The sequence below is a fragment of the Halomonas sp. DP5Y7-2 genome, from assembly GCF_019802025.1.
GTDB classification, from domain to species: Bacteria; Pseudomonadota; Gammaproteobacteria; order Pseudomonadales; family Halomonadaceae; genus Halomonas; species Halomonas litopenaei_A.
The window spans coordinates 133,795-148,603 of the sequence record NZ_JAHVHY010000002.1 but is presented as its reverse complement, the minus strand read 5'-3'; the positions used below and the strand labels follow the sequence as shown (position 1 = coordinate 148,603).

Sequence of the window (14,809 nt, the reverse complement as noted above, 5' to 3'; positions counted from 1 at the left end):
ACACTTCCAAGTGGTTGACCTGATACGTTTTTTTTCTTGCCTGTCTGTGCAACCTTCAGATTTACGGTGTTTTTTTATCTATCTGGAGGTCGCGGGTAATTGCGCAAGGGCGGGGTGCTGGCTATGCTGGGAACCCATTTTTCCTGCAGTTAGCGATGGCCCGAGTGGGCGCTAAATAAAAAGAAAAGCCGATAACAATATCGCGAAAATGCTGTGACTACAACCCTTTCACCCGAGGCGCGCCCATGAACAAAGGTCTTCATCAGCCTGGCGAGTTCCGTGACAACTGCGGGTTTGGCCTGATCGCCCACATGGAAGGGCAGGCTAGCCATGAATTGCTCAGCACTGCCATCGAGTCCCTTACCTGCATGACCCACCGCGGTGGTATCGCGGCCGACGGCAAGACCGGCGATGGTTGCGGGCTGTTGTTGAAGATGCCCGACGGCTTCATGCGTCAGGTGGCTCAGGAGAGCCTTGATGTGGCCTTGGGGGATCGCTACGCCGTAGGGGTGATCTTTCTGCCGGATGACGACCAGCGCGAGACGGCCGCCCGACAGACACTGGAAGACTGCCTGACCCAGCGTGGTGTCAAGGTCATCGGCTGGCGCGACGTGCCGGTCGACCCCAGTGTCTGTGGTCCCATGGCCCTCGACTGCCTGCCGCGGATCCGTCAGCTGTTTGTCGAGCCGGGTGCGGGGGAAGAAGCGTTTGATGTTTCCCTGTTCATGGCTCGTCGTCTGGCCGAGCAGGCCCTGATTCATGAGCCCGACTTCTATGTAAGCTCGCTGTCCAGTGAAGTGGTGTCCTACAAGGGGCTGGTCATGCCGGTAGATCTGCCGGCCTTCTATCAGGATCTCGGTGATGAGCGTCTGGAAACCGCTATCTGCGTGTTTCACCAGCGCTTCTCCACCAACACCGCCCCCCGTTGGCCGCTGGCTCAGCCGTTCCGTCTGCTGGCCCATAACGGCGAGATCAACACCATTGAGGCCAACCGTGGCTGGGCCAACTCGCGCAAGGAGAACTTCATCTCCGAGCGGCTGCCCGACATCGCCAGCCTCGACCAGATCGTCAACACCACCGGTTCCGACTCCTCGAGCATGGACAATATGCTGGAGGTGCTGTTGACCGGTGGCATGGAGCTGCACCGTGCGGTGCGCATGATGGTGCCGCCTGCTTGGCAGAACGTGGAAATCATGGACGGCGACCTGCGCGCCTTCTACGAATACAACTCCATGCACGTGGAGCCGTGGGACGGTCCTGCCGGCGTGGTCATGACCGATGGGCGTCAGGCGCTGTGCATGCTTGACCGCAACGGCCTGCGTCCGGCCCGCTGGGTGATCACCAAGAACGGCTTCATTACCCTGGCCTCCGAGATCGGCACCTACGACTACAAGCCCGAAGACGTGGTCGCCAAGGGACGTGTCGGTCCCGGTCAGATTCTGGCGGTGGACACCGAGACCGGTGAGGTGCTGCACACCAGCGACATCGATGAGCGGCTGAAGTCTGCCTATCCCTACAAGCGCTGGCTGAAGCAGGAAGCCCAGTTCCTCGAGTCTGCCCTGACCGAGCTTGCCGCCTTCAAGAATATGGACCCTGAAACGCTGCAGGTGCAGCAGAAGATGTTCCAGGTGAGTTTCGAAGAGCGCGACCAGGTGCTGCGCCCGCTGGGAGAAAGCGGTCAGGAAGCCGTCGGCTCCATGGGTGACGACACCCCCATGGCGGTCCTGTCGGGCAAGCATCGCATGCTCTCGGACTACTTCCGTCAAAAGTTCGCCCAGGTGACCAATCCGGCCATCGATCCGCTGCGTGAAGCCATCGTCATGTCGCTTGAGACCTGCATCGGCGCCGAGCGCAACGTGTTCAAGGCGACCCCTGAACACGCCCACCGGATCGTGCTGACCACCCCGATCCTGTCGCCACGCAAGTTCACCGCCCTGGTGAGTCAGGACGACCCCGCCTTCGCCAGTCACACCCTGTCGCTGGGCTATGACCCGGAAGAGAAGGGGCTCAAGGCTGCGCTGCTGGAGCTTTGCCGTGAGGCAGAAGCCGCGGTGCATGAGCAAAAGGTCATTCTGGTCCTGTCCGACGCTGACCTTCCCCAGGGGCAGGTGCCGATCCATCCGGCACTGGCGGTGGGCGCGATCCACAACGAACTCGGTCGCAAGGCCCTGCGTCCTCGCGTCAACCTGATCGTCGAGACCGGCTATGCCCGCGACGCGCATCAGATGGCGGTGCTGTTCGGTGTCGGGGCGACGGCGGTCTATCCATGGCTTGCCTATCAGGTCATGGCCGATATGCACCGTAGCGGTGAGCTCTCTGGCAACCCCGCTGATGCTCGCGAGAACTATCGCAAGGGCCTGCAGAAAGGGCTCTACAAGATCCTGTCGAAGATGGGTATCTCGACCCTGGCGTCCTACCGTGGCTCCCAGCTGTTTGAGGCGGTGGGGCTTTCCTCGGAAGTCATGGATTTGTGTTTCACCGGCATGGCGTCGCGCATTCAGGGTACTGGCTTCAACGAGATTCAGCTGACCCAGGTGGCGCTGGCCAAGGACGCCTGGAAGCCGCGCAAGGGTATTTCCCAGGGCGGCCTGATGAAGTACGTTCACGGGCACGAGTATCACGCCTACAACCCCGATGTGGTGAAAGCGCTGCAGGAGGCGGTGCAGGAGGGCGACTACAGCAAGTGGAAGAAGTTTGCCCAACTGGTCAATGAGCGTGACCCAGCCACCATTCGTGACCTGCTCAAGCTCAAGCCCGCCGCCGAGCCGCTTCCGCTTGAGGAGGTCGAGCCGGTCGAGGACCTGCTGCCACGCTTCGACAGCGCCGGCATGTCCCTGGGGGCACTGTCTCCTGAGGCCCATGAAGCGTTGGCGCAGGCCATGAACGAGGCCGGTGGGCGCTCCAACTCTGGTGAGGGCGGTGAAGACCCCTCACGTTACGGCACTATCAGAAGCTCCAAGATCAAGCAGATCGCCTCTGGTCGTTTTGGCGTTACTCCGGCCTATCTGGTCAATGCCGAGGTGCTGCAGATCAAGGTCGCCCAGGGTGCCAAGCCTGGTGAAGGCGGCCAGTTGCCGGGTGGCAAGGTGAACGAGCTGATTGCCCGTCTGCGCTACTCGGTGCCGGGGGTGACCTTGATCTCGCCGCCGCCACATCACGATATCTATTCCATCGAGGACCTGGCTCAGCTGATCTTCGACCTCAAGCAGGTCAATCCTGATGCCCAGGTGTCGGTGAAGCTGGTGTCTGAGCCGGGTATCGGCACCATCGCGACCGGTGTGGCCAAGGCGTATGCAGACTTGATCACCGTGTCCGGTTATGACGGTGGTACCGCGGCAAGTCCGCTGACCTCCATCAAGCATGCCGGTTCGCCTTGGGAGCTAGGCTTGCCGGAAGTGCATCAGGCGCTGCGTATCAACGGCCTGCGCGACAAGATTCGACTGCAGACCGACGGCGGTCTGAAGACCGGTCTCGACGTGATCAAGGCGGCGATTCTCGGTGCCGAGAGCTTCGGCTTTGGTACGGCGCCGATGGTGGCCCTGGGCTGCAAGTACCTGCGCATCTGTCACCTGAACAACTGCGCCACCGGCGTGGCGACCCAGATGCAGTATCTGCGTGATGAACACTTCCGCGGCACGGTGGACATGGTCAAGCATTACTTCCGCTTCATTGCTGAAGAAGTGCGTGAGCTGATGGCGCTCGTAGGGGTGCGCAAGCTCACCGACCTGATTGGCCGCACCGATCTGCTGGAGGTGTTTGAAGGCCTGACACCGTCGCAGAACAAGCTGGACCTGACGCCGTTGCTGGCCAACGATCACGTGCCGGCAGATGCGCCCCAGTCCTGCCAGGTCAGCCGCAACGTGCCACATGACCCTGGTGCCAAGAACCTCGAGGTGCTCGATGCGCTCAAGTCGGCGATCGAGTCCAAGGCCGGGGCCGACGTGTCCTTCACCATCACCAACTGTGACCGTTCGGTGGGGGCGCTGACCTCTGGGGCCATTGCCAAGCAGTATGGCGAGGCTGGTCTCGACGATGCCCCGGTGACGGCACGCTTTACCGGCGTGGCGGGTCAGAGCTTTGGTGTATGGAACGCTCGCGGGCTCAACCTGTACCTGGAAGGGGATGCCAACGACTACGTCGGCAAGGGCATGAATGGTGGCAAGATCGTCATCACGCCGCCGAAGAACAGTCAGTTCGACAGCCACAAGACAGCGATCATCGGCAATACCTGCCTGTACGGCGCGACCGGCGGCAAGCTGTTCGCTGCGGGCACGGCCGGCGAGCGCTTTGGCGTGCGCAACTCCGGTGCCCATGCGGTCATCGAAGGCTCTGGCGATCACTGCTGTGAGTACATGACCGGCGGCATCGTCTGCGTGCTCGGTGAAACTGGCGTCAACTTCGGTGCAGGCATGACCGGCGGCTTTGCCTACGTGCTCGACGAAGATCGCTGTTTTGTGGATCGCTACAACCACGAGCTGGTGGAGATCCATCGCGTCAATACCGAGGCCATGGAGGCCTACCGGAGACACCTGAGGGAGACCATCGAGGAATATGTTGCCGAGACCGGCTCACAACGCGGCCAGGCGATCCTCGAGGACTTCAGCGACTTCATCCGCCATTTCTGGCTGGTGAAGCCCAAGGCGGCGAGCCTGAGCGGTCTGCTCGCCCAGTCCACGCGTCAGCCCGAATAACCCGACGGCGTCCCGAAAAAGGCAGGAGAACATCATGGCAAACCGTTTGAGCAACGACTTCCAGTTCATCGACGTCGGTCGTCAGGATCCGCAGAAGAAAGCGGCGCGCACCCGCGCCCGTGAGTTCGCTGAAATCTACGAACCGTTCAAGCCCATGGATGCGGCGAGTCAGGCCCATCGCTGCTTGCACTGCGGCAATCCCTACTGTGAATGGAAGTGCCCTGTTCACAACTATATTCCCAACTGGCTGCAACTGGTCAGCGAGGGCAACATTCTCGAGGCGGCAGAGCTGTCTCATCGCACCAATTCGCTGCCCGAGGTATGCGGCAGGGTGTGCCCCCAGGATCGCCTGTGCGAGGGTGATTGCACCCTCAATGATGGCTTTGGCGCCGTGACCATCGGCTCCGTGGAGAAATACATCACGGACACGGCCTTTGCCATGGGCTGGCGCCCGGACATGAGTCAGGTGACCTGGACCGACAAGAAGGTCGCCATCATCGGTGCCGGACCCGCCGGGCTCGGTTGCGCGGATATTCTGGTGCGTAATGGGGTCAAGCCGGTGGTGTATGACAAGTACGCCGAGATCGGTGGTCTGCTGACCTTCGGCATTCCGGAATTCAAGCTTGAAAAGACCGTCATGGAGCGCCGTCGCGCCGTATTCGAGGAGATGGGCGTGGAGTTCCGCCTGGGCGTCGACGTCGGCAAGGACATTGCCTTCGACGAGCTGCTCGAGAAGTACGACGCGGTGTTCCTCGGCATGGGTACCTACACCTACATGGAAGGTGGCTTCCCGGGCGAGGATCTGCCCGGCGTGCACAAGGCGCTCGACTACCTGATCGCCAACGTCAATCATCGTCTGGGCTTCGAAAAGAACCCCGAGGACTTCGTGTCTCTGGAAGGCCAGCGGGTGGTGGTGCTGGGTGGCGGCGACACGGCCATGGACTGCAACCGTACCGCCATCCGGCAGGGTGCCAGGGAAGTCACCTGCGCCTATCGTCGTGATGAAGAGAACATGCCGGGTTCCCGTCGCGAGGTGGCCAATGCCCGGGAGGAAGGTGTCGACTTCCTGTTCAATCGGCAGCCGGTGGCGGTCGTCGGTGAGGAGCGAGTCGAAGGCGTCAAGGTGGTGCGCACGCGGCTGGGCGAGGCCGACGAGAACGGACGTCGTCGTCCTGAAGTGGTGCCAGGATCCGAGGAAATCATTGCGGCGGACGCCGTGGTCATTGCCTTCGGTTTTCAGCCTAGTCCGGCCCCCTGGTTCGAGACCTTTGGTATCGAGGTTGACGAGCGTGGCCGGGTGAAAGCGCCGGAGCACGGCAGCTTTGCTTTCCAGACCACCAATGAAAAGATCTTCGCCGGTGGTGACATGGTACGCGGCTCCGATCTCGTGGTGACCGCCGTGTATGAAGGCCGCCAGGCGGGCGAGGGTATCCTCGACTACCTCGATATCTAGAAACCGAGAGTGATGCTGGCGCCCGTTCGATCAGGAGGGCGGGCGCCAAAGCGCTGGCGAGTTGGGCAGAGAGAAGAAGCTTCCCTGTTGTGCAAATTGAGCCGTTGATCGAATTCTGCTAGTCTGTCGTCCCATCCTGGCGCGGCTTCCTGCCGGGCCTACCGATCACGTTTCGACAGGTTCTCCATGACACGATATATCTTCGTGACCGGCGGCGTTGTGTCCTCTCTTGGCAAGGGCATTGCGTCGGCCTCGCTGGCGGCGATTCTCGAGGCTCGCGGCCTCAAGGTCACCATGCTCAAGCTCGACCCGTACATTAACGTGGATCCGGGCACGATGAGCCCTTTCCAGCACGGCGAGGTGTTCGTCACCGAGGATGGCGCAGAGACGGACCTGGATCTGGGTCACTACGAGCGCTTCATCCGGACCAAGATGACCCAGGCCAACAACTTCACCACCGGCCGAGTGTACGAGCACGTGCTGCGCAAGGAGCGCCGTGGTGACTACCTCGGTGGTACGGTGCAGGTGATTCCGCACATCACCGACGAAATCAAGCGTCGCGTGTACGAGGGTGGTGAAGGGTTCGACGTAGCGCTGGTCGAGATCGGCGGTACCGTTGGCGACATCGAGTCACTGCCGTTCCTTGAGTCCATCCGTCAGATCCGCAGCGAGAAGGGCGCCAGCAACGCCATTTTCATGCACCTGACCCTGGTGCCGTACATCCAGACGGCGGGTGAGACCAAGACCAAGCCGACCCAGCACTCCGTCAAGGAACTGCGCTCTATCGGTATCCAGCCGGATATCCTGATCTGCCGCAGCGAGGTCGAGCTGGAAGAGACCGAGCGTCGCAAGATTGCGCTGTTCACCAACGTCGAAGAGCGTGCGGTGGTGCCGCTTCAGGATGCCGATACCATCTATCGCATTCCGCTGATGCTGCACGAGCACGGCCTTGATGACATCGTCTGCGACAAGCTGCGTCTGGAAGCCCGCGAGGCCGATCTGAGCGAGTGGGTCAAGGTGCTCGATGCCAAGCTCAATCCGCTGAAGTCGGTCAACATCGCCATGGTCGGCAAGTACATGGAGCTGCTGGACGCCTACAAGTCGCTCAACGAAGCCTTGATCCACGCGGGTATCCAGACCCGCGTGAAGGTCAACGTCGACTACATCGACTCCGAGGATATCGAGCGTCACGGCACCGAGCGGCTGGCAGGCAAGGACGCGATTCTTGTGCCGGGTGGCTTTGGTGAGCGCGGGGTCGAAGGCAAGATTGCCACCGCGCGCTTCGCCCGTGAAAACGACATTCCTTACCTGGGCATCTGCCTGGGGATGCAGGTAGCGGTGATCGAGTACGCTCGTCATGTGGCAGGTTGGGACGATGCCAACTCCACCGAGTTCACCCACGATACCCAGCATCCGGTGGTGGGCCTGATCACCGAGTGGCTCAATCCGGAGGGCAAGATCGAAATCCGTGATGAGGCCTCCGATCTCGGCGGCACCATGCGCCTGGGCGGCCAGGAGTGCCGGCTGGCCAAGGGGTCCAAGGCGCGTGACGCCTACGGCGACGAGGTCATCGTCGAGCGTCATCGCCATCGTTTCGAGGTCAATAACCAGTTTATTGAAGAGCTCGAGAAGACAGGACTGGTCATCTCCGGTCGCAGCGTCGACAACTCCCTGGTGGAAATGGTCGAGCTGCCGGATCACCCTTGGTACGTGGCGTGTCAGTTCCATCCGGAATTCACCTCGACGCCGCGTGACGGGCATCCGCTGTTTACCGGTTTCGTCAATGCGGCACTCGGGCACAAGGCCAAGCGCACCCGCGCCCAGTCCACCCATCAGGAGTGATACTGATGTCTGACGCCCAGCGTATTATCGAGTTTGCCGGCCTGAGGGCCGGCAATTCGTTGCCCCTGGTGCTGTTTGCCGGGATGAATGTGCTTGAATCCCGCGAGCTGGCGCTCGAGGTGGCCGAGGCCTACGTCGAGGTGACCGGCAAGCTCGATATCCCTTATGTGTTCAAGGCGAGCTTCGACAAGGCCAATCGCAGCTCGGTGCATTCCTTCCGTGGGCCTGGGCTGGACAAGGGGCTTGCGATCCTCGACGAGGTGAAGTCGCGCTTCAATGTGCCGGTGATTACTGACGTTCATGAGCCCTACCAGGCGGCGCCCGCCGCTGAGGTGGCTGACGTTATCCAGCTGCCGGCGTTTCTGGCGCGCCAGACGGATCTGGTGGTGGCGATGGCCGAGACCGGGGCGGTGGTCAACATCAAGAAGCCCCAGTTTCTTGCCCCCCACGAGATGCGCCATATCATCACCAAGTTCCGTGAGGCCGGCAACGAACGGCTGCTGCTGTGCGAGCGCGGTTCCAGCTTTGGCTACAACAACCTGGTCGTCGATATGCTCGGTTTCGGCGAGATGAAAGACACCGGCTTCCCGCTGTTGTTTGACGTCACCCACTCACTGCAGCGTCCGGGCGGACGCGCCGACAGTGCGGACGGACGCCGTGCGCAGGTGCTGGACCTGGCCCGTGCCGGGGTTGCCGTCGGTATCGCCGGGCTCTTCCTGGAAGCGCACCCGGATCCCGACTCGGCAAAATGTGACGGCCCATGTGCCTTGCCGCTTGATAGACTCGAGCCCTTCCTGGCACAGATCAAGACGTTGGACGACGTCGTGAAACAGCTTCCGTCCATCGAGATACGCTAGCGCTACCTCTGATAGCCTGACGGGCCTGACCCAAGGGCCTATGGCACGTCCAGAGTAGATCGACAACGCTGACACGAGCTTTATCACCCACAAGGACCCATCGAGATGACCAAGATCGTCGATATTCGCGCCCTAGAGGTGCTGGATTCACGCGGTAACCCCACCGTCCAGGCAGAAGTGCGCCTGGAAAGCGGCGCCGTGGGCGTCGCCTGCGCGCCGAGCGGCGCCTCCACCGGCTCCCGCGAGGCGCTGGAGCTGCGTGACGGCGACAAGGGTCGTTACCTGGGCAAGGGTGTGCTCAAGGCCGTCGACGCGGTCAATGGCAAGATTCGTGACGCTCTGGTGGGCATGGATGCGCGTGATCAGCGTGGCCTGGACGACGCCATGCTCGAGCTCGATGGTACCGACAACAAAGAAAACCTGGGCGCCAACGCTATCCTGGCGGTGTCACTGGCCGCCGCCAAGGCAGCGGCCAACGCCAAGGGCGTACCGCTGTACGCCCACATCGCTGAGCTGTACGGCCAGCCGGGGCAGTACCTGATGCCGGTGCCGATGATGAACATCCTCAACGGTGGTGAGCATGCCGACAACAACGTCGACATTCAGGAGTTCATGGTGCAGCCGGTGGGTGCCGCCAGCTTCCGCGAAGGCCTGCGCGCCGGTGCCGAGATCTTCCATGCCTTGAAGAAGGTGCTGTCGTCGCGGGGTCTTGCCACCGCCGTAGGTGATGAAGGTGGCTTTGCCCCTAACCTGTCTTCCAATGCCGAGGCGCTGGCGGTCATCAAGCAGGCCGTTGAGAACGCCGGCTACGAGCTCGGCAAGGACATCACTCTCGCGCTGGACTGTGCCGCCAGTGAGTTCTACAAGGACAGCCAGTACGTGCTGGCAGGCGAGGACAAGCGCTTCGACGCCGAAGGCTTCGGTGATTACCTGGTGGGTCTGGCCAACGAGTATCCGATCGTGTCCATCGAGGACGGCCTGGACGAGTCCGACTGGGACGGCTGGAAGTCTCTGACTGCCAAGCTGGGAGACCGTGTCCAGCTGGTCGGTGACGACCTGTTCGTGACCAATACGCGGATTCTGAAGCGTGGTATCGATGAATCCATCGGCAACTCCATCCTGATCAAGTTCAATCAGATTGGTTCACTGTCCGAAACGCTGGATGCCATCCGCATGGCACAGGACGCGGGGTTCACGGCGGTCATCTCCCACCGTAGCGGTGAAACCGAAGACACGACCATCGCCGACCTGGCGGTAGGCACTTGCGCGGGCCAGATCAAGACGGGTTCGTTGTGCCGTAGTGATCGTGTCGCCAAGTACAACCGCCTTCTGGTCATCGAGCAGGAGCTGGGAGAGCGCGCTACTTACCCAGGTCGCGCGGCGATCAAGGGACAGGCGTAGGGTTTGATAAACCCTTTGCGGTGGTTGTGTCCTCACATCTTGTAAGACATTGACTACATTTTATGTAGGACATTAACCCCATATGACCCGAAGAGGCCCGCGATGTTATCGCGGGCCTTTTTTATGTTGTTAATTTCTATATATTTTTTGGGGCGTCGCAAAGAAGCGTGTCACGTAGGACATGTCGCAGTGCAAAATAAGGCGACTTGAGATGATGCCCAAAGCTGACAGAATGCACTCATGAATCGAGAGGTCAGGCTTCGCGGCATCAGGCTGCTTGCCAGGACTGCGAGACGCCTAGTGTGGTCGGATTCGTCTGCATGGAGGTAGACAGGTTCGGCAACAACAGGCAGGCATGGAACGCCGATCGCAGGACCATCACGGCATGTGGCTCGACGTTCGATTCAGTTGGGTGTTTTCGGGATGCGTTCTAGAGTCAAGAGTGCGCCTGGTGCGACAGGATGTCGCTTCTGGGCACGGAGGGCACTCAGGGAGTCGGGCGGAGGGAGCCGCCCAAGGAAATGCTTGGAGCGGGCGGCCTACGGGCCGCCTTTTTTTATGCCAGCAGGTTGGCTGTCGTGACGAGATGCTGGGCCTGGTGGCCGGCGCGGTCGGCTCGAACAGCTGCCCTGAACAGCGGGTCCGGGCAGGTGGTTTGGACAGGTCGTTTGGACAGTGAAAACGGCCAGCCGAGTTCGGAGAGACGCCTGATGGCCGGGCAAGCGAGCGCCATGGAGCTATCGTCTGAAGGATGCTCGCCACACCGCCAGCAACACAATAGCCGCCTCGTTGGGCGGCTATTGTGTTGAGCAGGTAGTGGCTTGTCGTGCCAGATCAGCGTTCGAGCTGCTCCAGCTTGCCTGTCTTGCCGTCCCACTGCTCGGCGTCTTCCGGTGGATCTTTCTTTTCGGTGATGTTGGGCCACACCTCGGAAAGCTCCGCATTGATCTCGATGAACGCCTCCTGGCCCTCGGGTAGCTCATCCTCGGAGTAGATGGCCTCGGCCGGGCACTCGGGCTCACACAGGGCGCAGTCGATACATTCGTCCGGGTGGATCACCAGAAAATTGGGACCCTCGTAGAAGCAGTCCACCGGGCAGACCTCGACGCAATCGGTGTACTTGCACTTGATGCAGTTTTCGGTGACGACGAATGTCATGCCAGTCTCCCTTCCTCGGGCCAGTTCGGTGCTGGCCGCTCAATCATTGGTCACTTGCGCCCGAAAGGTCGCCATGGCGACGCTCCGGATCATGGGTAGCTCACGCCCCGACGCAGAGGAGCTGAGCGTCGTTTCGCCTGTCGCGTGTTAAGCCTTAAAGTTATATGGAAATGGCTTTCTTATAATGCACGGTCCTTGGGTGCCACATTCTAGACCCGCACTTCTGTAGGGGCAAGCGCGGGGTGCACGGTCATACTGACGATTTCCAGCGGTATAGAAGCTCCAGTGCCTGACGCGGTGACAGTTCATCGATGGCCAGTTGCTCGAGCTCTTCGATCAAGGGGTGAGGCGTGCTGGCGAACAGGTCTGCCTGCTGGGGGGCAGGCTCCGCTCGCGACAGGCTGGACGGGCCTTGTCCATGATCCACTTCCTGCTGCTCCAGCGCGGCGAGCTTGATCCTGGCTTCGGCGATGACGGACTGGGGGACGCCGGCCAGTTGCGCGACCTGGAGACCGTAGCTTTGGCTGGCTGGGCCTTCTTCCACCCGGTGCATGAACACGATGCCTTCATTGTGCTCTGCAGCGGTCAAGTGCACGTTGGCCACCGCAGCAGAATCTCCGGCCAGAGCGGTCATTTCGAAATAGTGGGTGGCGAACAGGGTGAAGGCCCGCGTGCGGGTCAGGTGTTCGGCACTGGCCCAGGCCAGCGACAGTCCATCAAAGGTACTGGTGCCGCGGCCAATTTCGTCCATCAAGACCAGGCTATGATCTGTGGCGTTGTGCAGGATGTTGGCAGTCTCGGTCATTTCCACCATGAAGGTGGAGCGGCCACCGGCCAGGTCATCGCTGGACCCTATGCGGGTAAAGATGCGGTCCACCGGGCCGATGGTGGCACTGTCAGCGGGAACGAAGCTGCCACAGTGGGCAAGCAGGGTGATCAACGCGGCCTGACGCATGTAGGTCGATTTACCGCCCATGTTGGGGCCGGTAATGACCAGCATGCGGCGGTCGTCATCCATCAGCAGGTCGTTGGGCACGAATGGCGTGTCACTGACCTGTTCGACGACCGGGTGGCGTCCACCGCGAATATCGAACCCGGCCACATCAGCGAGCGTGGGGCGTACAAAATCCAGTGCCCGTGCGCGTTCGGCCAGGGCGCATAGCACATCAAGGGAAGACAGTGCTCTGGCGGTGGCCTGCAGGCGAGCGAGCTCCGCGTTGAGGCTGTCGATCAGGCCATCATAAAGCAGCTTTTCCCGGGCCAGTGCGCGGGATTTGGCGGATAGCGCCTTGTCCTCGAACTCCTTGAGCTCCGGGATGATGAAGCGCTCTGCGTTCTTCAGTGTCTGGCGCCGGATATAATCCGCAGGGGCTTCCTTGGCCTGGGCCCGAGGAATCTCGATGAAGTAGCCATGGACGCGGTTGTACCCCACCTTGAGCCCGGCGAGTCCGGTGCGTGCCCGCTCCCGTGCTTCCAGTTGCACGAGGTAGTCACCGGCGTGCTCTGCCAGCCCTCTGTGTTCGTCCAGTTCTCTGTCGAAACCGTCAGCGATCACGCCCCCATCCCGAATGACCACCGGGGGATTGTCGATCAGCGCACGGGTGAGCAAGTCCGCCAGCTCGGGAAACGGCTGGATATGGACGCGCAGTTCGTCAAGCGTGGTGCCTTCAGCGTAGCCAGCCAGCTGATCGCGCAGAGCGGGTAACGCATTGAAGGCGTCTCTCAGTCTCGCCAGGTCCCGCGGGCGAGCGCTGCCCAGCGCCACCCTGGCCAGGATGCGCTCGATGTCGCCAATGGCCTTCAACTCGTCGCGCAGCGGCTCGTAGCCTTCCTGGTCCAGCAGCAAGCTGATCGCGGATTGACGTCCCATGACCTGCTGCCTGTCTCGCAGCGGGCGGTTCAGCCAACGCTTGAGCAGGCGCGAGCCCATTGCCGTGGTGGTGGTGTCCAGGACGCTGGCGAGGGTGTTGTCGCTGGTACCTCCCAGGTTGATGTCAATCTCCAGGTTGCGCCGGCTTGCTGCATCAATGACCACGCTATCGTCACGATTTTCCACACCGATCGCGGTGACATGGGGCAGGGCGCTGCGCTGGGTGTCCCTGGCGTAGTCCATCAGCACACCAGCCGCAATGATGGCGGAGTGCAGGTGTGCGCAACCAAACCCCTTGAGGTCCTGAACCCGGAACTGATCACACAATACCCGGTGCGCACTTTCATGATCGAACAGCCAGTCACTCTGGCGTCGAAGCCCGCGTCGCTCGGACATGGAGGCGGGTAGTTCCAGGCTTTCCGGCACCAGCAGTTCAGCCGGATCCAGGCGCGTCAGCTCGGACAGCATTTCGGTTTCACTGTCGACCTCGAGCACGCTGAAGCGTCCGCTGGAGACCTCCAGCCAGGCCAGGCCAAGGTGGTCGCCATAGGGAGCTACCGCCACCAGCAGGTTGTCGCGGCGTGCATCCAGCAGTGCCTCATCATGCAGGGTGCCTGGGGTGACGATCCGCACCACTTGACGCTCTACCGGGCCCTTGGACGTCGCCGGGTCACCGATCTGCTCGCAGATGGCCACCGATTCGCCCGCACTGACCAGGCGAGCCAGATACCCCTCGGCGCTATGGTAGGGAATACCGGCCATGGGAATCGGCTTGCCTGCTGACTGGCCACGCTGTGTCAGCGTGATATCAAGCAGTGCCGCGGCGCGCTTGGCGTCGTCGTAGAACAGTTCGTAGAAGTCCCCCATACGATAGAACAGCAGGACGTCAGGATGCTCGCGCTTGATCCTGAGGTACTGGGTCATCATCGGCGTATGGCTGGGAGCACTGGGCTTGGCCATGTCGTTCATGGAATCTCAATGCGCTGGTGGGCGGATGGATAAAGCGAGGATCGGTCGGAACAAGGCCGACGAAAGCCCATAAGGATAGCATGGCCTACGGGCCGATCTGTAGCGCAGCCAGGACGACGGAGGGGGATGATAGAACCGCCTACATCATGGCAATATGATGCATGCGCGACACGGCATCTGTTTGTCGGAGAGATCTCCGGCTACCCTAGGTGGTATGCCTCAGGGCGCGAGCAAAGGCGGTGACGGAGTCACCGCTGCCCCTGGGAGCATCAGCCAACAGATGTCACTGCAAGGACCACGCTTCCCGATCCCTCTTGGGCGATGATCCAAGTTGGGTGATGATTCAAGGACGTTGAATAAAGGAGCAAGTATATGGACGTTATTCGCATCATTCTGGCCATCCTGCTGCCCCCGCTGGGTGTCTTCCTGCAAGTTGGCTTCGGTCTGCACTTCTGGCTGAACATCCTGCTGACGCTTCTCGGCTATATTCCCGGGATCGTTCACGCGGTGTGGATTATCGCGAGGCGCTAGGTGGCCTCGTCGTCAATCCTGTGATCGGCGGTAGAGC

At 61.2% G+C, this 14,809-nt stretch carries 8 protein-coding genes; 6 read left to right on the top strand and 2 right to left on the bottom strand.

Annotated features, from left to right (window positions below):
• Nucleotides 1-245 precede the first annotated feature (245 nt).
• From gltB to eno, 5 genes are all read left to right on the top strand, one after another.
• Nucleotides 246-4,691 (top strand): glutamate synthase large subunit, encoded by a 4,446-nt coding sequence (gene gltB / locus KUW18_RS03250; protein ID WP_206940215.1) that lies wholly within the window; start codon nucleotides 246-248, stop codon nucleotides 4,689-4,691.
• A gap of 34 nt (nucleotides 4,692-4,725) precedes the next feature.
• Nucleotides 4,726-6,144, top strand: a complete 1,419-nt coding sequence (locus KUW18_RS03245; protein ID WP_222483400.1) for an FAD-dependent oxidoreductase — start codon at nucleotides 4,726-4,728, stop codon at nucleotides 6,142-6,144.
• Nucleotides 6,145-6,330: 186 nt separating this feature from the next.
• Entirely contained in the window at nucleotides 6,331-7,986 is a 1,656-nt protein-coding gene (locus KUW18_RS03240; protein WP_206940212.1) for a CTP synthase, read from the top strand.
• Between the two features lie 5 nt (nucleotides 7,987-7,991).
• Entirely contained in the window at nucleotides 7,992-8,843 is an 852-nt protein-coding gene (kdsA, locus tag KUW18_RS03235; protein WP_206940210.1) for a 3-deoxy-8-phosphooctulonate synthase, read from the top strand.
• Nucleotides 8,844-8,948: 105 nt separating this feature from the next.
• A complete protein-coding gene (gene eno, locus KUW18_RS03230) occupies nucleotides 8,949-10,244 on the top strand; it encodes a phosphopyruvate hydratase (RefSeq protein WP_206940208.1) in 1,296 nt (431 codons plus the stop codon).
• A gap of 834 nt (nucleotides 10,245-11,078) precedes the next feature.
• Here eno and fdxA read toward each other — a convergent pair.
• Entirely contained in the window at nucleotides 11,079-11,402 is a 324-nt protein-coding gene (fdxA, locus tag KUW18_RS03225; protein WP_206940206.1) for a ferredoxin FdxA, read from the bottom strand.
• Nucleotides 11,403-11,652: 250 nt separating this feature from the next.
• Nucleotides 11,653-14,241 carry a DNA mismatch repair protein MutS gene (mutS, locus tag KUW18_RS03220; protein ID WP_409995506.1) on the bottom strand — a complete coding sequence of 863 codons (2,589 nt, stop codon included), beginning with the start codon at nucleotides 14,239-14,241 and terminating at the stop codon, nucleotides 11,653-11,655.
• A 372-nt stretch (nucleotides 14,242-14,613) separates the two neighbouring features.
• Between mutS and KUW18_RS03215 the strand changes: the two genes are divergently transcribed.
• Nucleotides 14,614-14,772: a YqaE/Pmp3 family membrane protein gene (locus KUW18_RS03215; protein ID WP_206940204.1), complete on the top strand. Its 159-nt coding sequence runs from the start codon at nucleotides 14,614-14,616 to the stop codon at nucleotides 14,770-14,772.
• The last annotated feature ends 37 nt before the right edge of the window (nucleotides 14,773-14,809 follow it).

Bases quoted from the DNA above. Each gene is read 5' to 3' on its own strand.
- gltB (WP_206940215.1), top strand. From the start codon at position 246: ATGAACAAAGGTCTTCATCAGCCTGGCGAGTTCCGTGACAACTGCGGG.
- KUW18_RS03245 (WP_222483400.1), top strand. From the start codon at position 4,726: ATGGCAAACCGTTTGAGCAACGACTTCCAGTTCATCGACGTCGGTCGT.
- KUW18_RS03240 (WP_206940212.1), top strand. From the start codon at position 6,331: ATGACACGATATATCTTCGTGACCGGCGGCGTTGTGTCCTCTCTTGGC.
- kdsA (WP_206940210.1), top strand. From the start codon at position 7,992: ATGTCTGACGCCCAGCGTATTATCGAGTTTGCCGGCCTGAGGGCCGGC.
- eno (WP_206940208.1), top strand. From the start codon at position 8,949: ATGACCAAGATCGTCGATATTCGCGCCCTAGAGGTGCTGGATTCACGC.
- fdxA (WP_206940206.1), bottom strand. From the start codon at position 11,402: ATGACATTCGTCGTCACCGAAAACTGCATCAAGTGCAAGTACACCGAT.
- mutS (WP_409995506.1), bottom strand. From the start codon at position 14,241: ATGAACGACATGGCCAAGCCCAGTGCTCCCAGCCATACGCCGATGATG.
- KUW18_RS03215 (WP_206940204.1), top strand. From the start codon at position 14,614: ATGGACGTTATTCGCATCATTCTGGCCATCCTGCTGCCCCCGCTGGGT.